Source organism: Streptomyces sp. NPDC018610 (genome assembly GCF_044391765.1).
Classification (GTDB): Bacteria; Actinomycetota; Actinomycetes; order Streptomycetales; family Streptomycetaceae; genus Streptomyces.
This window is the reverse complement of record NZ_JBISAL010000004.1, coordinates 1-21,068: the sequence shown is the minus strand read 5'-3', so window position 1 is coordinate 21,068 and position 21,068 is coordinate 1. Positions and strand designations below refer to the sequence as shown.

Sequence of the window (21,068 nt, the reverse complement as noted above, 5' to 3'; positions counted from 1 at the left end):
CAGATCGCCGGAAGGAAGCCGCGGGGCCGTCCGCAGGACCCCACCGGTGGGCCTGTGACGGCCCGGCTCACCGGCGGCCAGGTGGCGGCCGGCTCCGGCCGCCTCACGGCGTACCGGTGCGGGCGATCTTCACGCCGCTAAAGTTGTCATGTACCGTCCAGTGCTCGTACGTCGCACGCGCACCGCGCTCCGGTCCGAACGCCGGGGCGTCCTTCACCACCGGAGGAAGCATGCACGGTCGTAGAGTCCTCGTCCCCGCCGCCCTCGCCCTCGCCTCGCTGGCCTTCCTCGCGCCCGCGGCCGAAGCCAGCGGCTCCAAGATGTCCCAGTCCGCCGCGGCGAGCAAGCTCAGCGCCGCCGGCATCACCTGGAGTTCCAGCGGCAACTGCACCACACGTTCCAACTCGACGTGCACGTCGTTCGACCAGATCAACTCCGGCACCGTCGACGCCATGATCACCCTCAAAAGGGCCAGCGGCTGCGCCGTCAACATCACCGGCGGCACGGAGGTGGGCCACGCCTCGGGCACCTACAGCCACTACAACGGCTACAAGGTGGACACCTCGCACAACTCCTGTCTGGACTCCTACGTGAAGAACAGCTTCACCTACATCGGACTGCGCGGGGACGGCTACCCGCAGTGGAAGGCGGCCTCCGGCAACCTCTACTGCGACGAGGGCAACCACTGGGACATCACCGTCTACTGACGGAACCCGGGACGGACCACCGGTTTCACCAGGACCTCGGGGCCACCGGGACCAGCGGGACCTCGGGGCCGCCAGGACCACCGGGTCCTCGGGCCACCGGGACCTCGGTCCGGCGCCGAGCTGTGCCGTGCCGTGCCGTGCCGTGCCGTCCGGAGGGCGGACAGGCGGGGAATGACGGGAGTGAGATCCTGGTTGGCACCTGTCATGCTCGCATCCTCCGCACGGCCGGCCGCTCCCCGCATGCCGCTCGCCGTCTACATCCTCGGCCTGTCCGTGTTCGCCCTCGGCACGAGCGAGTTCATGCTCTCCGGGCTGCTGCCGCCCATCGCCGAGGACATGAACGTGTCCATCCCGAAGGCCGGCCTGCTGATATCGGCGTTCGCGATCGGCATGGTGGTCGGTGCGCCGCTGCTCGCGGCGGCGACCCTGCGGCTGCCGCGCAAGGTCACTCTCGTCGCCCTGATCACGGTGTTCGGCCTCGGCCAGGTCGGGGGCGCACTGGCGCCGACGTACGAGGTCCTCTTCGTCTCGCGGGTCGTGAGCGCCCTGGCGTGCGCCGGCTTCTGGGCGGTGGGCGCGGCCGTCGCCATCGCGATGGTGCCGGTGACCTCCCGGGCCCGTGCGATGGCCGTGATGATCGGCGGACTGTCGATCGCCAACGTCCTGGGCGTGCCGGCCGGTGCCTTCCTCGGCGAGCACCTGGGATGGCGGTCCGCCTTCTGGGCGGTGGGCGCGGCGTCCGCGATCGCGCTCGTCGGCGTGCTGGCCCGGATCCCGCGCATCCCGGTGCCCGAGCGGCACTCCGGGCTCAGGGGCGAGCTCACGATCTACCGGGACCGCCAGGTCTGGCTGTCCATCGCGGTGACCGCGCTCGCGGCGGGCGGCGTGTTCTGCGCCTTCTCGTACCTGGCGCCGCTGCTCACCGACGTGGCCGGGCTGGCGGACGGCTGGGTGCCCACGGTGCTGGCGCTCTTCGGCGTCGGGGCGCTGGTCGGTACGACGATCGGCGGACGGGTCGCCGACGCGCACCTGTTCGGCGTGCTGCTGTCCGGCATCACCGCCTCGACCGTACTGCTGACCGCCCTGGCGCTGCTCGCGTCGAGCCCCGTGGCCGCGATCGCCCTGTCGTTCCTCCTCGGCGTCTCCGCGTTCTACACGGCCCCGGCGCTCAACGCACGTATGTTCAACGTCGCGGGCGCCGCGCCCACGCTCGCCGGGGCGACGACGACGGCCGCCTTCAACCTGGGCAACACCGGCGGCCCCTGGCTCGGTGGCACGGTGATCGACGCGGGGCTCGGCTTCGCCTCCACCGCCTGGGCGGGCGCGGCCATGACCGCCGTCGCCATCGCCCTGGTCGCCGTCTCGCTCCGGCTGCACAGCCGCTCCCGCGTGGTGAGGACGGCCGCGCCGCGCGCTCCCGGGGCGCGGATCGCCCCGGAGGGACCGGACGAGCACGGCGCCCCCACGGCGGCCACGCCGGCCGGACCGGGCACCCCGGCCGCCGGCCTCGCCGGCTGCAGCGGCGACGCACGGTCATCGGTCCGCGGCCGCGACTGACGGGACACGAGGACTCCTCTCCTCCGGTCCGGTGACGGAGTCACGGCGCGCGCCCCGAGGAACATGGCGCGAAAGTGCCTCGCCCCGCCGGTGCCCTCTGTTCATCGTGGTGTGGTCCGGGGTGTGCTTCTGTGTGGTCCTGGGACAGCGGACAGCCCCGGCCGACCGGAACCGCGACGAACGCGACAGAGGGGGTCCTCGCGTGATGATTCGGAGAGTCGAGCAGATCCGCACGCCCGGAACACGTCGGCGCGCAGGCAAGTCCCTGGCCCTGCTCGGGGCGGCAGCCGCCCTGACCCTGGCCGGCGCCCTGGTCGAGGCGCCCGCGGCCAGTGCCGACAGCAGTCTGTGCAACCCGGGTTGCTCCGGCGCCGCCGACTTCAAGTCGCTGGGCGAGAAACTGGTGGTGCACGACTACGACTCGGACGGCAAGGGCGTGATCGCCTTCCTGTACAACGACTACTTGTCCTACACCTGCAAGAACACCAAGGGCTACGACGCCCCGCCGGTGACCTGTGACTACGAGTTCAAGGAAGGCTCCGCGGTCTCGTACCAGGTGTGCAATCTGGTCGACGGCGTCGCCGTCAACTGCAGCGGCTGGCGCGACGACAAGGCCTGACACCTCGTCGTCACCTCGTCAACTCGGCGTCGCACCCGGCAGGTGCTCCGGACGGAGCGTTCGCCGGGTGCGGAGCGTTCGCCGGGTGCGGCGCGTTCGCCGGGTGCGGAGCGTTCGCCGGGTGCGGCGCGTCGGCTCGGTCGGTCCGTGGCGAGCAGGGGCCTTCGGCGACACCGGGCCGGCCGCCGGGTCGTCCGCGTCCCCCGCCCCGGCACGACGGCGGCGCCCGGCCGGTCGAGACCGTGCGGGCCGATCTGCCCGCGCACCTGGACCCCGCTCCCACGTGTGGGTAGCCTCCGACACGGCGACCCCCGGAGGCTCGCCGCCTTCGTGCGCCGACAACTCGGCGTGCCCAAGGAGCGGTTGCACGCGCCGGCGGCACTGGCGGGAGTCACGAGGCCACGAGGGCTGTCATCACCACGGCGCCGGCGACCGCCCGCGCCCCGGAGGGATCGGAGCGGTCGTGCCGACGCGAGGCCCCGGCAGGACGGCCACGTGGGCGAAGGTCCTTGCGGTATTCGTCCTCCTCGTCCTCTTCCCCCTGGTGATCTGGTTCATGGTCTCGTTCCCCGGGTCGGGCGCGTTCCCCTGGTGAAGGCGTCCGCCGTCGCGCGCGGCACGTAGGGGGTACGAGGCCGCGGCAGCGGCCTGGCCTCAGTGGCGCTGCGGCACGACCGCCACCGGGCACTGCGCGTGGTGCAGCAGGGCGTGGGCCGTACGACCCAGTTGGAGCCCGAACTGGCCCGCCCGGCGGCGCGCCCCGACGATCACCAGGTCGGCGGCGGCCGAGCGGTCCACCAGCACCCTGTGTGCCGGCCCCTCGACCGTGGCTCGGCGCACCCGGGCCGCCGGCCCGCCGGCCGACGCCTCGCTCAGCAGCTCCTCGAGGAAGGCGGCGGCCCGCTCCTCGTGCCCGAGGGCCGTGTTCCCGGGCGGCGCCGACGGGCCGCCCCTCTCGTGCGCGGAGCTGCGCCAGGCCCGTACGACGTCGAGCACGCAACCGCGCGCCTCGGCCTCGCGGAACGCGAACCGCACCGCCTCGCCGCCGCTGTCCGGCCCGCCGGCGCCGAGCAGGATCCGCCCGTGCGTACCGGCCAGGCCGGCCGTGTCGCCGCGTACGACGATCACCGGGCACCGCGCGTGGGCCGCCACGGCCAGGCCGACCGAGCCCAGCAGCAGTCCTTTCAGCTCGCCGCGCCCGCGGGAACCGGTGACCAGGGCGAAGGCGCCGTCGCCCGCGCCCAGCAGGGCGGAGACCGCGTCCTCGGGAAGGATCTCCGTGGACACCTTCACATCCGCGTCGCGCCGCTGGGCCCGCTCCAGCGCCGAGCCGACCACGTACTCGGCCATCACCTGCTCCGAGGGCCGCTCCGTGCTGCCCGAGGGCGCGACGCCCTCGTAGCGCTCCCAGAGGGAGGCGTACATCAGGCGCAGCGGCACGCCGTGCAGGGTGGCCTCGTCCACCGCCCAGTCGACCGCCGTCAGACTCGGGCCCGATCCGTCCACACCCACGATCAGGGGCGCCTCCATCCCGATCACCGCCTTTCGCCGGACCGCCGCGTCTTTGCGGCGGGGGATCCACTTGTCACCGTCGCACCGGGGAGGGACCGGCGCGAGGGCAGAACGGCCCCTTCCGGGGACGTACGGCCCAGGCGTCGGCCGGGCCCCGCGGCCGGCCGGCCGCGTGGCCCTTCCACCCCGGCGGACCCGCCCGGTCGCCGTCCGGCCCCGGCGTCCGGCTCGCGTCCCGCCAACGCCCGCGACACGTATCCGCGGCCGCCCGGGCCGAAGGACCCCCGGCAGGGGACCGGGCGGCCCGCGACGCCCCGCACACCCGGGCCCACCCTGGAGGTGTGTCGCCCGCACGGGACACCCGCGGTCCCCGCTTCCGCTCCTCGCCCGACCGCCGACCGCATCCGAGTCGCGTAGGAGGACATCGTGCACGGCAGCCCGCACAACGTCAGTGACGTCATGACGCACACCGTCGTGGCCGTGGGGCGTGACGCCCCGTTCAAGGACATCGTCGACCTCATGGGGCAGTGGAAGGTCAGCGCGCTTCCCGTCCTGGAGGGCGAGGGCCGGGTGATCGGCGTCGTCTCCGAGGCCGATCTGCTGCCCAAGGAGGAGTTCCGCGACAGCGACCCGGACCGGTTCACCCAGCTGCGCCGGCTCCGCGACCTGGCCAAGGCGGGAGCGCTGACCGCCGGGGAGCTGATGAGCAGCCCGGCCGTCACCGTCCACCCGGACGCCACGCTCGCCGAGGCGGCCCGGATCATGGCCCAGCGCAGGGTCAAGCGGCTGCCCGTCGTCGACGACGACGGCCTGCTCGAAGGGGTGGTCAGCCGCGGGGACCTGCTGAAGGTGTTCCTCCGTTCGGACGACGACATCGCCGAGGAGGTGCGCCGGGAGATCGTGTCGTACCTCTTCCCCGCTCCGGTCGAGCCGGTCGGCGTCGAGGTGTCCGACGGGGTGGTGACCCTCCGGGGCCGGGTCCGGGACACCGCCCTGGTTCCCGTCGCCGCCCGTCTCGTACGCGCCGTGGAGGGCGTCGTCGACGTCGAGTTCGAGCTCATGAGCGGGGCGGCGGTGGAGACGAGGGCCTGAGAGGTCGGAGGCCGCCACCCAGGGTTCCTTACCGGGGCCTCCTCTTCGGGGCCTCCTCTTCGGGGGTTCCTCTTCGGCTTCCTCTCCGGGGGTTCCTCTTCGGCTGTGGCGAGGCTTCTCACTCCTGCCGCGGCGCGGGCCCCGCTTCCGGCTGCGAGGCGGGTACGGCTTGCGGCTGGGCGGGTCCCGTCTGAGGCTGCGAGCCGGAGCCCGGCTGCGGCGGCGGGACGGATTCCGGCTGTGGCTGTGGTGCGGGCGCCGTCCCTGCCCTCTGCGCCGGGTCCCCGTCGTGGGCCAGGTCCGGTTCCAGGACGGGGCGGCGGCGCGGGCCGGTGACCTCGGAGCGTACGTCCACGACGCCCTCCACCGAGCGGACCAGACGTTCGGCGAGCGGCACCAGCGAGGTGTCGGGCACCTGGCCGGTGAGGGTGACCACCCCTTCGCGCACCTCCACGTCCACCGACGCGAACGGAAGCGGGAACCGGCCGGTGACGACGTGCCGCCGTATCTCCTCGGCGATGTCCTCGTCGTCACGGAGGAAGACCTTGAGCAGGTCGGAACGGCTCACGATGCCCGAGAGCACCCCGTCGTCGTCGACGACGGGCAGCCGTTTGACTCCGTGCCGGGCCATGAGCCGGGCGGCCCGGGCCAGCGTGGCGTCGGCGCGGACGGTGACCGGCGGAACGGTCGCCAGCTCCCCGGCGGTCACGGCCACCGCCTTGGCCGCGCCCGGGGGGCGGTCCGGCCGGCCGGGCGGGTCCGCGTCACGGTCGCGGAACTCCTCCTTGCGCAGCAGATCGGCCTCGGAGACCACACCGATCACCCGGCGGCGGTCGTCCAGCACGGGCAACGCGCTGACCCCCCACTGCCGCATCGTGCGCACGATCTCCTTGAACGTCGCGCCGCCGGCCAGGGCGACGACGGTGCCGGTCATCACGTCGCTCACGGTGTACTGGGAACCCTGCATGGCCTACTCGCGGATCGGGACCCGCCACCGTTCTCGCCCGCCCCCGGCTCCCGGCGGGGGCGAGGGCGGGCGGTCGGTGGAGCGGGTCGGACGGTCAGTGCTGCGGGTGGGGGTGTGCGTGGAAGGGGGAGCGCCGCTGCTTGTCGGCGGTGCCCCTGCTCAGACGCCCCGCCGCGACGCGCAGTTGGACGGCGTGGACCATCTCGACGGCGCCCAGGACGATGGCCATGACACCCGTCACCAGGGTGAGCGCGGCGATCGAGCCGAAGGGCGAGACCACCAGCACGATGCCGGCCAGCAGCGTGATGATGCCCAGGAACAGCTGCCAGCCCCGTGCCGGCATGCCGGGCGAGGCGCCCGCGGCGGCCGTCATCATGATGCCGCGCAGCAGCCAGCCGAAGCCGAGCCAGAGGGCGAGCAGCAGGATCGACTCCAGGGTGCCGCGGAAGCAGACGAGTCCGAGCAGGACGCAGAGCGCACCTGTGATGAAGTGCAGGGCCCGCAGGTGCCCGGGAACATGCGTGCCGAAGGCGGAGGCCAGCTGGAAGACCCCGCTGACCAGCAGGAAGACGCCGAAGAGTATGCCGACGACCCGTAGGGTCTCGCCCGGCCACACCAGGACGATCACGCCGAGGGCCACCGAGGCGAGACCGATGGTGAACAGGGCCTGCCAGCCGAGGTTCGCCAGGGACTCCAGGGACTCCAGGGTGTCGTCGCCGGGCGGGGCGCTCTTGGCGGGGGTTTCGCGCGGAGGGTCGGGGTCCGGGGATCCGGAGGGGATTGTCATGCCGTCCACCTCTTTCGTGGCACAACACAGCAGTGTCGGGACATCTTCATCGTCACCCATATGGCCCTGGCCCGCCCGAGGAGGGAGAGCGGCCGGTGCGTCGGGCGCCGGTCGTTCTGCGGGTGCCTGTCGTGGTCGGGATCCTCGGCGTGGCCGGGGGGGGCCGCATATGAGTCGTCGGTCGTGGCCGGGGGGCGGCCGTGGATGGGTCGTCGGTCGATCGGCTCCAGGTCCGGGTCACTCGCGCCACCACGGGCTCAGTGCCTTGGACAGGGCGGCGACCGAAGCGATCCTCAGGGAACGCACATGCGGCGAGCTATACACATCATGCATCGCATATACGGCTACTTTCATCCAGCAGCCGTCGCAGGTGCGCGCACCCGCCGAGCTGACGGCGGGCGCGCCCCTGGCGCCGCCGGACGGCCGTGGCCGCCTCACATGCCCGCGCCGGGGTGTGTGCGGGGGGCGTAACCGTGCGCGCTCCCCCGGTGTGACGGGCCGGAAATCCGGTCTTCCTACCGTGCCGGTGGTGGGGCCGGCCGCCGCGGGCGGCGCGCCCCGGGTCCGGTACGGCACACACCACGGAGTGGGGTTCGGTGGCATCTGGTGCGAAGGGCGGCGGCGTCCGCACGGTCTGCTCGTACTGCGGGGTCGGCTGCGGGATCGTCCTGGACCTGGAGCGGGACCCCGCCGACGGCCGCAGCCGTGCCGGGAAGGCGTCCGGGGACAAGAGGCATCCCGCCAACTTCGGCCGCCTGTGCACCAAGGGAGCCACGAGCGCGGACATGATGGCCGCGCCCGGGCGCCTGGACCGGGCCCTGGTGCGCGCCGAGCGGGGCGCCGCGCCCACCGGGACGGACGTGGACGAGGCCATCGCCTCGGTCGCCGCCCGGCTGCGGGCGATCCTGGACGAGCACGGGCCGGACGCCCTGTCTTTCTACGTCTCCGGGCAGATGTCCCTGGAGGCGCAGTACCTGGCGAACAAGCTGGCCAAGGGCTTCGTGCGCACCGGCCAGATCGAGTCGAACTCCCGGCTGTGCATGGCGAGCGCCGGCACCGGCTACAAGCTGTCGCTGGGCGCGGACGGTCCGCCCGGCTCCTACGAGGACTTCGACCACGCGGACGTGTTCCTCGTGATCGGCGCCAACATGGCCGACTGCCACCCGATCCTGTTCCTGCGCATGATGGACCGGGTCAGGTCCGCGGGGGCCAGGCTGATCGTCGTCGACCCCCGCCGCACCGCCACCGCCGACCGGGCGGACCTGTTCCTGCGGATCAGGCCGGGCACCGATCTGGCGCTGCTGAACGGCCTGTTGCACCTGCTGGTCGCGAACGGGCACATCGACGAGGAGTTCATCGCCGAGCACACCGAGGGCTGGGAGGAGATGCCCGCCTTCCTCGCGGACTACCCGCCGGACCGGGTCGCGGAGATCACCGGTGTCCCGGAGGCCGACCTCCGCGAGGCCGCGCGGTGGATCGGCGAGGCCGGCGAGTGGATGAGCTGCTGGACCATGGGGCTGAACCAATCGACCCACGGCACCTGGAACACCAATGCGCTGATCGACCTGCACCTCGCCACCGGCGCCGTCTGCCGCCCCGGATCGGGCCCGTTCTCCTTGACCGGACAGCCCAACGCCATGGGCGGGCGCGAGATGGGCTACATGGGCCCCGGGCTGCCGGGCCAGCGTTCCGTCCTGGTCGACGACGAACGTGCCTTCGTCGAGGAATTGTGGGGCATCCCCGCCGGTTCCCTGCGCGCCGAGGCCGGTCGCGGCACCGTCGACATGTTCGAGCGGCTGGCCGCCGGCGACATCAAGGCGTGCTGGATCATCTGCACCAACCCGGTCGCCTCGGTCGCCAACCGCAGGACCGTGATCGCCGGCCTGGAGGCCGCCGAACTCGTCGTCACGCAGGACGTGTTCGCCGAGACCGAGACCAACGCGTACGCCGACGTCGTGCTGCCGGCGACGCTGTGGGCGGAGTCCGACGGCGTCATGGTCAACTCCGAACGCGACCTCGCCCTCGTCCAGGGGGTGGTGGACCCGCCCGGACAGGCTTTGCCCGACTGGCAGTTGATCGCCCGGGTGGCCCGCGCGATGGGTTTCGCCGACGGCTTCACGTACGCCTGCGCCGAGGAGGTCTTCGAGGAGCTCAAGCGGGCGTGGAACCCGAGGACGGGATGGGACCTGCGCGGTGTGACCTACGACCGGCTGCGCACGGGCCCCGTCCAGTGGCCGGCCGCGTCCGCCGACGGCCCGGACCGCAACCCGATCCGCTACCTCAACGACGGGGTCAGCCAGGCCCTCCTGGAGCGCGCGGACGGCACCCGCCCCCGCCTGGCCTTCCCCACCGAGAGCGGGCGCGCCCGCTTCTTCGCGCGCCCGCACCTGCCCGCGGCCGAACTCCCCGACGACGACTACCCGTTCGTCCTCAACACAGGCCGTCTGCAGCACCAGTGGCACACGATGACCAAGACCGGGAAGGTCGCCAAGCTCGCGAAGCTGGCTCCCGGTCCGTTCGTCGAGGTCCACCCGGAGGACGCCCGGGCACTGGGCGTCGCCGGCGGCGACCACGTGGAGGTCGTCTCCCGCCGGGGCCGCGCCGTGCTGCCCGCCGTCGTCACCGACCGCGTCCGGCCGGGCACCTGCTTCGCCCCCTTCCACTGGAACGACCTGTTCGGCGAGTACCTCAGCGTCAACGCCGTCACCAACGACGCCGTCGACCCGCTCTCGCTCCAGCCCGAGTTCAAGGTCTGCGCCGTCGCCCTCGCCAGGACCGCGGCGCCCGTCCCCGCGGCCCGCCCGAGCATCCAGCCGGAGCCCACCCCCGTGCCCCACACCGCTCCCGAGATCCCGCCCCCCGCCGAGGCCGCGTCCGCCGCCTCGACCGCGCCGGCCACCGCTGCGGCCGGCTCTCCCGTCGACGCGCTCACCGGTCTGTTCGGCCTCGCCGGCCTCGCGCCCGCGCCACTGGCCGACCGCGAGCGCCGCTACCTCTCGGGGTTCGTCTCCGGTCTCGCGTTGGCCCCCTCCGACGGGCGCGTCCCCGTCCTGCCGCCGAACGCGCCCTTCGCGCCGGGCCACGCCCTGTGGGTCGACGGCGTCCTCGCCGGCCTGTACTCCAGGACCGCCGTCCCCGAAGCGCCCGCAGAAGCGCCCGCGCGGTCCGGCGCGCCCGCCGGCTCCGAGGCACCGACGCGCCGCCTGGTCGTGCTGTGGGCCTCGCAGACCGGCACCGCCGAGGAGTTCGCCGCCGGCGCCGCCACCCGCCTCGCCGGGGCGGGCCGCGCCCCCGAACTGCTCGCCATGGCCGACACCGCCCCGGACCGTCTCACCGCCGACACCGACGTCCTCCTGATCACGAGCACCTTCGGCGACGGCGACGCCCCCGACAACGGCGCCGGCTTCTGGCGGGCGCTGTCCTCTTCGGACGCCCCCCGGCTGGAGGGCGTCCGGTACGCGGTCCTCGCCTTCGGCGACTCCGCCTACGACGACTTCTGCGGTCACGGCCGCCGGCTCGACGAACGTCTCGACGCCCTCGGCGCCACCCGCCTGGTCCCCCGCGCCGACTGCGAACCCGACTTCGAGGAGAGGGCCGAGCAGTGGCTGCGCCGGGTGAGCGCCGCCCTGGCCGCGGGCGACGACCGGCGGCCCGTCACCGTGGGCGCGGCCGCCTCGCACCCGTCCTCGTCCGCCGCGGCCCCGGCCGCCCCCGCCGCGCCGCCCGCCGTCGCCGGCTTCACCAGGCAGTCGCCGTTCGCGACCCTCCTCGTCGGCAACAGGCTGCTGAGCCTGCCCGGTTCCGCGAAGGAGGTACGGGAGTTCGCCTTCGACACCCGCGACGGCGAACTCGCCTACGACGCCGGTGACGCCCTCGGCGTCTGGCCGGCCAACGGCACCGGACTCGTCGCCGAATGGCTCGCCCTCACCGGATGCGACCCCGACGAACCCGTCGACCTGGGTGACGGCGCGCCCCTGCCCCTCGAAGAGGCGCTGCGCACCCGGCTCGACATCTCCCGCATCACCACCGACCTGCTCAGGTTCGTCACGGAGCGCACCGGCGGCGGCCACGACCTGAGGCGGCTGCTGCGGCCGGACAACAAGGACGCCCTCAGGAAGTGGAGTTGGGGGCGTCAGGCCGCCGACGTGATCGCCGAGTTCCCCGTGCGTGCCCGGGCCGCCGACTGGGCCGGCGTCCTCAAACCCCTCCAGCCGCGCCTGTACTCGATCTCCTCCAGCCCGCTCGTCCACCCCGGCGAGGTCCGCCTCACCGTCTCCGTCGTCCGCTACACCAACGACCTCGGCCGCGAGCGCAAGGGCGTGTGCTCGACGTACCTCGCCGACTGCGCCGACGACGGCCCGGTCCAGGTCTTCGTCCAGCGCTCACCGCACTTCCGCCCGCCCGCCGACCCCACGACCCCCATGATCATGGTGGGGCCCGGCACCGGTGTCGCCCCCTTCGTCGGCTTCCTCGAGGACCGCCGGGCCCGCGGGCACACCGGCCCCAACTGGCTCTTCTTCGGCGAGCAGCGCCGGGCCACCGACTTCTACCACCGCGAGGACCTGGAGGCGTACCGGTCCTCCGGCCACCTCGACCGGCTCGATCTCGCCTTCTCCCGCGACCAGCGCAACAAGGTCTACGTCCAGGACCGGATGCGCGAGAACGGCTCCCGCCTGTGGCAGTGGCTCCGGGACGGCGCCCACTTCTACGTCTGCGGCGACGCGGGACGCATGGCCAAGGACGTCGACCGGGCGCTCTCGGACATCGTCGCCGCCCATGGCGGGATGGACGCCGACGAGGCCGCCGCGTACGTCAGGCGCCTGTCCGCGGACCGGCGTTACGTCCGCGACGTCTACTGAGACCGAGCCGGACGCCCACGAAACACGGACGGCCGCCGACGCGGACGCCCGCCGACACGTCGTGACCGGCCCCGCCGCCAAAGCGCCCGCGCCCGCTGGTGCACGGCTCCCCGTCCGGGGTACACGACGATCACACCCGGACGACGATCACCGAAGGGGACGAGTCGTGGACAAGGGCAAGCAGATCACCGGTACGGCCCGCGAGAAGCTCGCGCAGGAGATGAAGAGGCAGTACGAACAGGGCATGTCCATACGGGCCGTCGCCGAGGCGCACGGCCGGTCGTACGGGTTCGTGCACCGCGTGCTCAGCGAGACGGACGTCCCGTTGCGCGCCCGGGGCGGGAACCATCCTCAGCAGCGGCTCGAGGACGCCGGCCCTTCACGGCGGTGACGGCCGGGGCGCCCGCCTGAGCCGACAACTGCCAGCCGTCAGCGCAATTAATAGGACTTTTCACGATATTTTTATGTAGTGGGTGTTTATCCCGTTAAAAGTCGTGAATATGCCTACGCTGCTCACTGTTGGTTAGCAGCCATCGGGCTGCGGTGATCCAAAGGGAGAGGTAATGCGCAAGTTCCAGAAGGCCGCCGTCGTCGTGGCCATGCTCGGCAGTGTCGGCTTCATCGGCGCCGGAGCGGCCCAGGCCCACGGCGGCGACGGCGGCGGGTCGAAGGCGGAGAGCAGGCACAGCGAGTCCCACGACGGCGGGGCGGCCGTCGACAGCCGGCAGAGCCAGATCTGCACCGGCCAGGTCGACGCCCAGCAGGGCCTCGTCAACGTGCAGGACCTGGGTGTCGCCGCCAACGCCATCGTCGGCATCGGCAACCCCGTCGGCAAGGTGACCTCGGTGGCCTGCCCCTCCGCCCTCACCTTCGGCTGACGCGCGCCAGGCGGACCGAACGGGCTCGGGGCCCGGACCAGGAGGTCCGGGCCCCGAGCCCGTGTCGCCGGGAGATCCGGGGACGGCGAGCGATGAGTTCCGGCCGCCGGCGGGGTCTGCCCCGTATCAGCGAAAGCCGCGCACGAGCTCTGTGAGGGATCATGACCGTCCACGCGCTACCACCCGTCGTCGACGCCGCTGTCTGGGAGCGCCGGCTGGAGGCCCTGCGAACCAGGGAGAAGGCCGCGACGCGGGAGCTCGACGCCATCGCCGCCGAACGCCGGCGCCTGCCGATGGTGAGGATGCCCGACTACACCCTGGAGGGCGAGGACGGCCCGGTCCGGCTGGTGGACGTCTTCGAGGGCAGGAGTCAGCTGATCACCTACCACCACATGTGGTTCGCCGGAAAAGAGTGGCAGTGCCCGGGCTGCACGGGCTTCACCTCGCAGTACACCCGGTTGGAGTTCCTGGACGCCTACGACGCGCGCTTCGTCGTCGTCACCCAGGGCCCGATCGACGAGGCACTCGCCTACAAGCGGCGGGTCGGGAACCGGATGACGTGGTACTCGACCGCGGGCAGCTCCTTCGGGGCCGACGTCGGCTCCCCGCCCGACGGGGGGTTCGCGGTGAACGTGTTCCTGCGCGACGGGGACACCGTGTACCGCACCTGGCACACCGACGGCCGGGGCACCGAGCAGCTGACCCACACCTTCGCTCTCATCGACCTCCTGCCGTACGGACGGCAGGAGCAGTGGCAGGACTCGCCCGAGGGCTGGCCCCAGTCCCCGACCTACAGCAGGTGGGCGAGGTCCGAGGACATCGCCGCGCTCTACGGGCCCGGCGCGGACGACGTCGGACGCCCTCCTCACGACGGCCGCTGATCCTCCGCGCGGGGCGCTCACCGAGAGGCGGAGGACGTACGCCGTCCGGGCGCCGCGGGCCGGTGACCCGCGCTGTCGAAGGTGGGCGGGACCTCCGGACCGACGCTCATGACGCCGCGCCTGCCCGCGAGCCGGACTCGTCGCCGGTCCCGTCCGCCCCCGACAGCGCCGCCGGTGCGAGATCATCCCGAGGGGGAGGCGGCGAACCGGCTGAGGCCGGCGGGCGGGTGTCAGAGGACGGGAGCGCCTTCGACGACCCGCCGCAGTGACGGCAGTAGTACGTCGAGGTCCTGTCCGGTGCGGAAGGCGATCACGGTCGTGCCGCCGCTCCTCCCCCGAGCGGTGGGCGCCGGGAACAGCGCCAGCACCTCGCCCATCGCCTCGTCCAGCTCGGCCACCGGGTCCGCGCACTCCCCGCGCAGCCAACGGCGCAGTACGTGGTTGTGGGCGGCGGCGACGGAGGCGGCCATCAGCTCGGCGCGCAGCGAGGCCGACTTCGTCGGGTCGCCCATCCACTCCGCGATGAACTCGCGGAACAGCCGCTGGTAGCGCGCCACGCTCGCGATCTCCCGGTCGCGCAGCGCGGACACCTTGCTGGTCAGGGCGTACCGCCGACGCGCCAGATCGCCTTCCTCTATGTAGTGCAGCAACACCAGCCGGACCGCGTCCGAGACCGCGACGAGGGCCGTCCGATGGCTCGAGGTCGCCAACCGGTCCCGGATCAGCTCCAGCAACCGGTCGTGATCCGGGAAGATCACCGCTTCCTTCGACCGGTAGTGCCGGAAGAACGTCGTCCGCCCCACACCCGCCCGCTCGGCGATGTCGTCGACGGTCGTCTGCTCATAACCACGCTCGTCGAACAGGGCGAAGGCGGCGTCCGCGAGCCGGATCCGGGTGGGTGACTTGCTCATGATCACCCATCCTCCCCTGTCCGGCCCCCGGACACCACCCGCCCCACGCCCGGGGACGCTGTACCCCGTACGTGCTGGAGGTGCGGCACGGGCCGCTCGCCCGGCGTCACGCGCCGGGCGGGGCTGTTCGCCGCGACCACGGCCGGCCACGTCGACCACATGGGCGACGAGTCGCCACAGATCGCCGCGGCCGCCGACGTCGTCGCCGCCGTCACCGAGACGCTGTCGCGCCCGCTCGCCGCGCTGCCTCGCCGTGGAGACGAGCCTGTGCGCCGACCGCCACTCCATGGGCGCCGGGTTCTCGGCCGCCGACGATCCACGGACAGCCTTCACCGTCCCGGTGCCACCGGAGTCGACGACGCGCCGTGCGCCCGACCGCGGGTCACGGCCTCCGGGCGCCGCGGCGGTCGTCCACCCGGACCTCCAGGTGGGGCCACGCCCTGGTCGAGGGCCCCAGGTCGGGGTCCTGCGGCAGGTCCCGGGGGTGCAGTGATGCGTCCGGTCGGAAGTGGACGCGGGTCCCCGTGGCGCCGTCGGACTCGACGGGGATCAGGCCGGTGGCCGGGACGCCGTGCTCGTAGCGCTGGGTCCAGGCGCCATCGGCGCGGCGGTTGGTGTGGACGAGCCATTCGCTGAGGGCCGCCACCACGGACATGCCGCGACGCGGGTGGCCGTCCGGCAGCGCTTCGGCGTCCGGGTGGTCGAAGAACCGGAGGTCCTTCGTCGCCATGACCGGCTTGCGCACGGTCCGGCCGTGCTCGTCCGTGCGGGTGTCGGTGCCCCGCCCGTCGTCCGCCACGGACACCGAGCCGTCCGGATGCGCAGTGACCACACAGCGTCCCCCGCCCCTGCCCGACGCCTCGTCGGCGGCGTAGGCGAGCACTTCGAGGACGAGGTGCCAGGTGCCGCCGGGCGCGAACTCCCGCGGGCCGCGCCGGATCAGCGCCAGGTGCTCCGGATCGACGGCGCTGGACCAATCATGCGTGGTGTTGACCCACGAACCCTTCGAGACGTCCATCGGGCAAGTATCCGACGCCCGCGGGAGTACGGGCCCGGCCGCCGGCCTCGCCCGTACGGGAGCGGGCGGCGGGAGGGCGTGCGGGGCGGCGCGGAAGGCGGCCGTACGGCGTGCTACTGGGGGGTAGGCGCGCGCCGCCCCTTGTTATACAGTCCGTCTAACAAGCGGTGCGCCGCAGTCGTGTCCCGGTGACCCCGGGACCGTGGCCGGGCCGGCACCGCTCAGAAGGAGCGATACGCGGATACGTGCCCCGGCACACCGTCGTGCCCGCAACGCGACAGGCCAGGAGGGAAGGGCCGCGAGGCGCCCTGCCCGCGGGCCTCTTGCCCGTCGGGGGCGTGGGCCCGTGCGCGCCCGAGCCGTCGCCGACCGGCGCCGCGCGCCGGGAGCGGGATGCACGAGCGGTGTCCGTCGTCGGCGCCCCAGGCGCCGCACCCGTCGACCCAAGGAGCTCAGATGGCAAGCAGTACCGTCCGACCGGAAGCCCGGCCGTCGCGCGCCTCCGCAGTCGCGCGGCGTCTGCTCGACTCCTCGGCGACGCTCTCCTACGACCCGCAGGTGGAGGTCGACTGGGAGACGCCGCTCGACAAGAACTACCACGGCGCCAGCCCGGAGTGGAGCACGCTCTACGGCACCGCGTACTGGGACGAGATGACCGACGCCCAGCGCAAGGAGCTGACCCGGCAGGAGGCCGCCTCGGTGGCCAGCACCGGCATCTGGTTCGAGATGATCCTCCAGCAGATGGTGCTGCGGGACATCTACGCCAAGGACCCCACCGACGCCGAGTTCCAGTGGGCTCTGACCGAGGTCGCCGACGAGTGCCGGCACTCCATCATGTTCGCCCGCGGCGCCGAGAAGCTGGGCGCGCCCGCGTACCGGCCGCACCGGATCGCCGTCGAACTGGGCCGCGCCTTCAAGACGGTCGCCTTCGGCGAGGCCGCCTACGCCGCCATCCTGGTGGCCGAGGAGGTCCTCGACGTCATGCAGCGCGACTGGATGCGCGACGAACGGGTGGTGCCGTTCGTGCGCACCATCAACAACATCCATGTCGTCGAGGAATCACGGCACATGAAGTTCGCCCGCGAGGAGACGATGGAGCGCCTGGAGAAGGCGGGCTGGCTGCGCCGCCAGATCCACGCCTTCGTGATCGCCGTCGCCTCCTACGTCATCGTCACCAGCATGGTGAACAAGAAGGTGTACGCCAACGCCGGGCTCGACAGCGCCCGCGCCATCGCCGAGGCGAAGGCCAACCAGCACCACAAGTCGATGATGCGGTCGAGCTGTTCGGGGCTGATGAGCTTCCTCGCCTCCGCCCGGCTGCTCACCCGGCCCGCCCTCGCGTTCTACAAGCGCGCCCACCTGATCTGAACCGGACCGGCCGCCATGACCTACGTCATCACCCAGACCTGCTGCTCGGACGCCACCTGTGTCGCCGTCTGCCCGGTCAACTGCATCCACCCGACGCCGGAGGAACGCGCCTTCGGCAGCACGGAGATGCTGTACATCGATCCCAAGTCCTGCATCGACTGCGGCGCCTGCGCGGATGCCTGCCCGGTGGACGCGATCTCGCCCGCCGACCGGCTCACCGGCGCGCAGGCGCGGTACGCCGAGGTCAACGCGGCGTACTACGCGGACGCCGAGCCGGCGCGGGTCGCCGACGACAGCCCCAACTTCCACCCCTGGGGCGCCCCGGCGTTCGCGCGCACGCTGCCCGCCGACTTCCGCCGGCTCCGGGTCGCCGTCGTGGGCACCGGCCCCGCCGGCATGTACGCCGCCGAGGACCTGCTGCTGCACACCGACGCCGAGGTGACGCTGATCGACCGGCTCCCGGTGGCCGGAGGTCTCGTACGGTACGGCGTGGCGCCGGACCACCCGGCGACCAAGCGGATCGGCGACTCCTTCGCCCGCTTCCACACCCATCCGCGGGTACGGATGCTGCTCGGCCTCACGGTCGGCCAGGACGTCGCCGTCGACGAGCTCGCCGCCCACCACGACGCCGTCGTCTACGCCGTGGGCGCCTCCGGGGACCGTCGACTGGGCGTCCCCGGCGAGGAGTTCACCGGCAGCGTCTCGGCCACGGCCTTCGTCGCCTGGTACAACGGCCACCCGGACGGCGCCCCCGACGGGATCGACCTGTCCGCCGAGCGCGTCGTCGTGGTCGGCAACGGCAACGTCGCCCTGGACGTCGCCCGCATCCTGGTCTCGGACCCGAAGGAGCTGGCCGGCACCGACATCGCCGACCACGCCCTCGCCGCGCTGCGCGCCGGTGGCGTACGGGAGGTCGTGCTGCTGGGCCGGCGTGGTCCCGAGGACGCCGCCTGCACCCGCCCGGAGTTGCTGGCCCTGAGCCATCTGCCCGGTGTGGAACTGGTCGTCGACGACCACGATCCGCGCGTCGGCGAGGCCCTGGCCGCGGCCGGCCCGCACGGCAAGGCCGCCCTGCTGCGCGACGCCGCCCGCGAGCGGGTCGACTGGTCGCGCCCGCCGGCCGCCGACGGTGACCGCCGGATCGTGTTCCGCTTCCACTCCGCGCCCGAGGAGGTGTGCGGGGACGGCACGGTGCGGGGCATACGTGTCACCGGGGGCGACGGCGGGGCGGAGATCGGCGCGGGCATGGTGCTGCGGGCGATCGGCTACCGGGGCGTGCCGGTGCCGGGGCTGCCGTTCGACGAGGACACGGGCACCGTGCCGCACGAGGCCGGCCGGGTGACCGGACGGCCGGGAACGTATGTCGTGGGATGGATCAAGCGCGGCCCCTCCGGCGGCATCGGCGCCAACCGGGCGTGCGCCGCCGAGACCGTCGGCACGCTCCTCGCCGACGCCGTCGCCGGGGAGCTGCCCGCGCCGGAGCACTCGGCCAAGGCCTTCCAGAAGCTGGCGCGGCGGCGTGGCCGTCACATCGTGGACGCGCGCGGGCTGGCCGCCATCGAACGGGCCGAGCGGGCCCTCGGCAGCCGGGGCGGCAGGCCGCGCGTCAAGCTGGTCACGGTGCCCGAGCTGCTCGCCGCGTCCAGAGGTCGCCTCGCCGCACCGCGCTGAGGCGGCCGGGCCCGAGACGCCCGCACGCCTCGGGGCATGAGAAAGGGCCCGGATCTCTCCGGGCCCTTTCCCTCTCGTAGCGGGGACAGGATTTGAACCTGCGACCTCTGGGTTATGAGCCCAGCGAGCTACCGAGCTGCTCCACCCCGCGGCGTTGACACCACTCTACACGTGTCCCGAGGCAGCTGAGCACCACCGGACGCCGGACGCCACCCGCGGGCCCCGGTGCGCCCACGGCCGTGAGCTACCCGAGCGCGATCCGGCGAGCGCCCGCCCCGCGGGACGGTCGCCGTGCGCCGGGCGATCGGCGTGGGCCGGGGTGGTCGGCGTGGGCCGGGACGGTCGCCGTGCGCCGGGGTGGTCGGCGTGCGCCGGAGTGGTCGGCGTGCGCCGGAGTGGTCGCTCTGCGCCCGGGTCCGGCTCAGGTCTCGGCCTCGGTGGACGCCGCGCCCGCCCCGGCGGTCCGGTCGGCGCCGACGCTCCAGCAGGAGAGGATGCGCAGCGCGTCGGCCGGCGTGCCGCCGAGCGCGAGAGCGAGGCGCAGGACCACTACCGCACCCGTCGTGGACCACCTACCGCACCCGTCATGGCGGACCTCCCCGCTCCACCGACGAGTGGCCGCTCCGCAGCATCGACCACATCGAACGCCCGCCGTCGCCGAGCTCACCGATTTCTTCGGCCGGCACCCGGCCGGCTGACCCGTCCCCGTCCGGCTCGGCACACCGGCGCCGGGCTCCAGGACCCGTTCGCGGTCCCGTGGCCGGCGCCGTCGGTTCAGCGCCCCGGGCCGTCCTCGACCAGGCGCCGCAGCGAGGGCAGCAGCGCGTCGAGGTCCTGGGCGGTGCGGAAGGCGACGACGGTGGTGCCGCCGTCCGCGCCGTCCGTCCGGGCGCCCGGCGCCGGGAACAGCGCCAGCACCTCACCCATCGCCTCGTCCAGCTCGGCCACCGGGTCCGCGCACTCCCCGCGCAGCCAACGGCGCAGTACGTGGTTGTGGGCGGCGGCGACGGAGGCGGCCATCAGCTCGGCGCGCAGCGAGGCCGACTTCGTCGGGTCGCCCATCCACTCCGCGATGAACTCGCGGAACAGCCGCTGGTAGCGCGCCACGCTCGCGATCTCCCGGTCGCGCAGCGCGGACACCTTGCTGGTCAGGGCGTACCGCCGACGCGCCAGATCGCCTTCCTCTATGTAGTGCAGCAACACCAGCCGGACCGCGTCCGAGACCGCGACGAGGGCCGTCCGATGGCTAGAGGTCGCCAACCGGTCCCGGATCAGCTCCAGCAACCGGTCGTGATCCGGGAAGATCACCGCTTCCTTCGACCGGTAGTGCCGGAAGAACGTCGTCCGCCCCACACCCGCCCGCTCGGCGATGTCGTCGACGGTCGTCTGCTCGTAACCACGCTCGTCGAACAGGGCGAAGGCGGCGTCCGCGAGCCGGATCCGCGCCGGTGACTTGCTCATGACCGCCCATCCTCTCCCGCCGTGGCCCCTGGTGACCACTTGCCCGACACAACGGTACTGAGTACCGTATCGCAGAGATTAAGTACCAGAGGAGGCACCGGGTGGATCGCGCGGCGCACGGCGAGTCCGGCCCGTCCGGCCGACCGGTCGGTGAGGGGCGGTTCCAGGTCGGCCTCGGCCCGGACGCCGAGCCGGCCGACGGCGTCCCGCCGACGGCGCACGGGGCCCAGCGCCCGCGCGCCGCGGTCGCCGTGGCCTCCCTCGCCCCGCGCGACACCCGGGGCGTCCGCGCCCCGCTCGACACCTTCCGACCGACCAGATCCCGGTGGTGCAACCAGTGACCGACATCGACATCCACACCACCGCGGGGAAACTCGCGGATCTTCAGCGGCGCATCCAGGAAGCGACGCACGCCGGCTCGGAACGCGCCGTCGACAAGCAGCACGCCAAGGGCAAGCTGACGGCCCGTGAACGCATCGAACTCCTCCTCGACGAGGACTCCTTCGTCGAACTCGACGAGTTCGCCCGCCACCGCTCCACCAACTTCGGCCTCGACGCCAACCGCCCCTACGGCGACGGCGTCGTCACCGGCTACGGCACCGTCGAAGGCCGCCCCGTCGCCGTCTTCTCCCAGGACTTCACCGTCTTCGGCGGCGCCCTCGGCGAGGTCTACGGCCAGAAGATCGCCAAAGTCATGGACTTCGCCCTCAAGACCGGCTGCCCGATCATCGGCATCAACGACTCCGGCGGCGCCCGCATCCAGGAAGGCGTCGCCTCCCT

General features: G+C 73.2%; 19 protein-coding genes, 1 tRNA gene and 1 pseudogene. 13 read left to right on the top strand and 8 right to left on the bottom strand.

The window, feature by feature from the left end; translation table 11 throughout:
- Positions 1 to 230: 230 nt before the first annotated feature.
- From ACH5A8_RS11960 to ACH5A8_RS11945, 4 genes are all read left to right on the top strand, one after another.
- Positions 231 to 707, top strand: a complete 477-nt coding sequence (locus ACH5A8_RS11960; RefSeq protein WP_399000711.1) for a hypothetical protein — start codon at positions 231 to 233, stop codon at positions 705 to 707.
- A 240-nt stretch (positions 708 to 947) separates the two neighbouring features.
- The gene (locus ACH5A8_RS11955; protein ID WP_399001468.1) at positions 948 to 2,264 is read left to right on the top strand and encodes a Cmx/CmrA family chloramphenicol efflux MFS transporter; all 1,317 of its coding nucleotides are present in this window, start codon (positions 948 to 950) and stop codon (positions 2,262 to 2,264) included.
- 202 nt (positions 2,265 to 2,466) lie between these two features.
- Positions 2,467 to 2,883, top strand: coding sequence for a hypothetical protein (locus ACH5A8_RS11950; RefSeq protein ID WP_399000710.1), 417 nt, complete (start codon positions 2,467 to 2,469; stop codon positions 2,881 to 2,883).
- Positions 2,884 to 3,346: 463 nt separating this feature from the next.
- Positions 3,347 to 3,478 (top strand): hypothetical protein, encoded by a 132-nt coding sequence (locus ACH5A8_RS11945; RefSeq protein WP_399000708.1) that lies wholly within the window; start codon positions 3,347 to 3,349, stop codon positions 3,476 to 3,478.
- Positions 3,479 to 3,537: 59 nt separating this feature from the next.
- Here the strand turns inward: ACH5A8_RS11945 and ACH5A8_RS11940 are convergent, their stop codons facing one another.
- Positions 3,538 to 4,413 carry a universal stress protein gene (locus ACH5A8_RS11940; RefSeq protein WP_399000706.1) on the bottom strand — a complete coding sequence of 292 codons (876 nt, stop codon included), beginning with the start codon at positions 4,411 to 4,413 and terminating at the stop codon, positions 3,538 to 3,540.
- 441 nt (positions 4,414 to 4,854) lie between these two features.
- Here ACH5A8_RS11940 and ACH5A8_RS11935 point away from each other — a divergent pair, with 441 nt between their 5' ends.
- Positions 4,855 to 5,487 carry a CBS domain-containing protein gene (locus tag ACH5A8_RS11935; RefSeq protein WP_399001466.1) on the top strand — a complete coding sequence of 211 codons (633 nt, stop codon included), beginning with the start codon at positions 4,855 to 4,857 and terminating at the stop codon, positions 5,485 to 5,487.
- A gap of 256 nt (positions 5,488 to 5,743) precedes the next feature.
- Here the strand turns inward: ACH5A8_RS11935 and ACH5A8_RS11930 are convergent.
- Positions 5,744 to 6,454 (bottom strand): annotated as a pseudogene (locus ACH5A8_RS11930) (CBS domain-containing protein); the annotation flags it as partial.
- A 94-nt stretch (positions 6,455 to 6,548) separates the two neighbouring features.
- Complete coding sequence (locus tag ACH5A8_RS11925; RefSeq protein ID WP_399000704.1) at positions 6,549 to 7,241, bottom strand: HdeD family acid-resistance protein; 693 nt, start codon at positions 7,239 to 7,241, stop codon at positions 6,549 to 6,551.
- Between the two features lie 596 nt (positions 7,242 to 7,837).
- Here ACH5A8_RS11925 and ACH5A8_RS11920 point away from each other — a divergent pair.
- The 4 genes from ACH5A8_RS11920 to ACH5A8_RS11905 all read left to right on the top strand — a co-directional run bounded on the left by ACH5A8_RS11920 (position 7,838) and on the right by ACH5A8_RS11905 (position 13,859).
- A complete protein-coding gene (locus ACH5A8_RS11920) occupies positions 7,838 to 12,100 on the top strand; it encodes a molybdopterin-dependent oxidoreductase (RefSeq protein WP_399000702.1) in 4,263 nt (1,420 codons plus the stop codon).
- Between the two features lie 166 nt (positions 12,101 to 12,266).
- Entirely contained in the window at positions 12,267 to 12,491 is a 225-nt protein-coding gene (locus ACH5A8_RS11915; RefSeq protein ID WP_399000700.1) for a helix-turn-helix domain-containing protein, read from the top strand.
- Positions 12,492 to 12,663: 172 nt separating this feature from the next.
- Entirely contained in the window at positions 12,664 to 12,978 is a 315-nt protein-coding gene (locus ACH5A8_RS11910; RefSeq protein ID WP_399000698.1) for a hypothetical protein, read from the top strand.
- Between the two features lie 161 nt (positions 12,979 to 13,139).
- On the top strand, positions 13,140 to 13,859 hold the full coding sequence (locus ACH5A8_RS11905) for a DUF899 domain-containing protein (RefSeq protein ID WP_399000696.1): 720 nt from the start codon (positions 13,140 to 13,142) through the stop codon (positions 13,857 to 13,859).
- A gap of 230 nt (positions 13,860 to 14,089) precedes the next feature.
- On the opposite strand, the gene ACH5A8_RS11900 is transcribed toward ACH5A8_RS11905, so the two are convergent.
- Both ACH5A8_RS11900 and ACH5A8_RS11895 read right to left on the bottom strand, forming a co-directional pair.
- Complete coding sequence (locus ACH5A8_RS11900) at positions 14,090 to 14,770, bottom strand: TetR/AcrR family transcriptional regulator (protein WP_399000694.1); 681 nt, start codon at positions 14,768 to 14,770, stop codon at positions 14,090 to 14,092.
- Positions 14,771 to 15,152: 382 nt separating this feature from the next.
- The gene (locus ACH5A8_RS11895; protein ID WP_399000692.1) at positions 15,153 to 15,788 is read right to left on the bottom strand and encodes an ATP-binding protein; all 636 of its coding nucleotides are present in this window, start codon (positions 15,786 to 15,788) and stop codon (positions 15,153 to 15,155) included.
- 456 nt (positions 15,789 to 16,244) lie between these two features.
- On the opposite strand from ACH5A8_RS11895, the gene ACH5A8_RS11890 reads away from it, so the two are divergent.
- Together ACH5A8_RS11890 and ACH5A8_RS11885 are read left to right on the top strand one after the other, a co-directional pair.
- Positions 16,245 to 17,156, top strand: a complete 912-nt coding sequence (locus ACH5A8_RS11890; RefSeq protein WP_399000691.1) for a diiron oxygenase — start codon at positions 16,245 to 16,247, stop codon at positions 17,154 to 17,156.
- A 15-nt stretch (positions 17,157 to 17,171) separates the two neighbouring features.
- A complete protein-coding gene (locus tag ACH5A8_RS11885; RefSeq protein WP_399000689.1) occupies positions 17,172 to 18,827 on the top strand; it encodes an FAD-dependent oxidoreductase in 1,656 nt (551 codons plus the stop codon).
- A gap of 77 nt (positions 18,828 to 18,904) precedes the next feature.
- Here ACH5A8_RS11885 and ACH5A8_RS11880 read toward each other — a convergent pair.
- The 3 genes from ACH5A8_RS11880 to ACH5A8_RS11870 form a co-directional block, all read right to left on the bottom strand.
- A tRNA-Met gene (locus ACH5A8_RS11880) sits at positions 18,905 to 18,978 on the bottom strand.
- A 270-nt stretch (positions 18,979 to 19,248) separates the two neighbouring features.
- Positions 19,249 to 19,377 (bottom strand): hypothetical protein, encoded by a 129-nt coding sequence (locus ACH5A8_RS11875; RefSeq protein WP_399000687.1) that lies wholly within the window; start codon positions 19,375 to 19,377, stop codon positions 19,249 to 19,251.
- Between the two features lie 224 nt (positions 19,378 to 19,601).
- Positions 19,602 to 20,288, bottom strand: coding sequence for a TetR/AcrR family transcriptional regulator (locus ACH5A8_RS11870; protein ID WP_399000685.1), 687 nt, complete (start codon positions 20,286 to 20,288; stop codon positions 19,602 to 19,604).
- A gap of 101 nt (positions 20,289 to 20,389) precedes the next feature.
- Here ACH5A8_RS11870 and ACH5A8_RS11865 point away from each other — a divergent pair, with 101 nt between their 5' ends.
- The gene (locus ACH5A8_RS11865; protein ID WP_399000683.1) at positions 20,390 to 20,629 is read left to right on the top strand and encodes a hypothetical protein; all 240 of its coding nucleotides are present in this window, start codon (positions 20,390 to 20,392) and stop codon (positions 20,627 to 20,629) included.
- A partial coding sequence (locus tag ACH5A8_RS11860) for a carboxyl transferase domain-containing protein (protein WP_399000681.1) occupies positions 20,617 to 21,068 on the top strand: 452 nt, incomplete at its 3' end. The genes ACH5A8_RS11865 and ACH5A8_RS11860, both read left to right, overlap by 13 nt.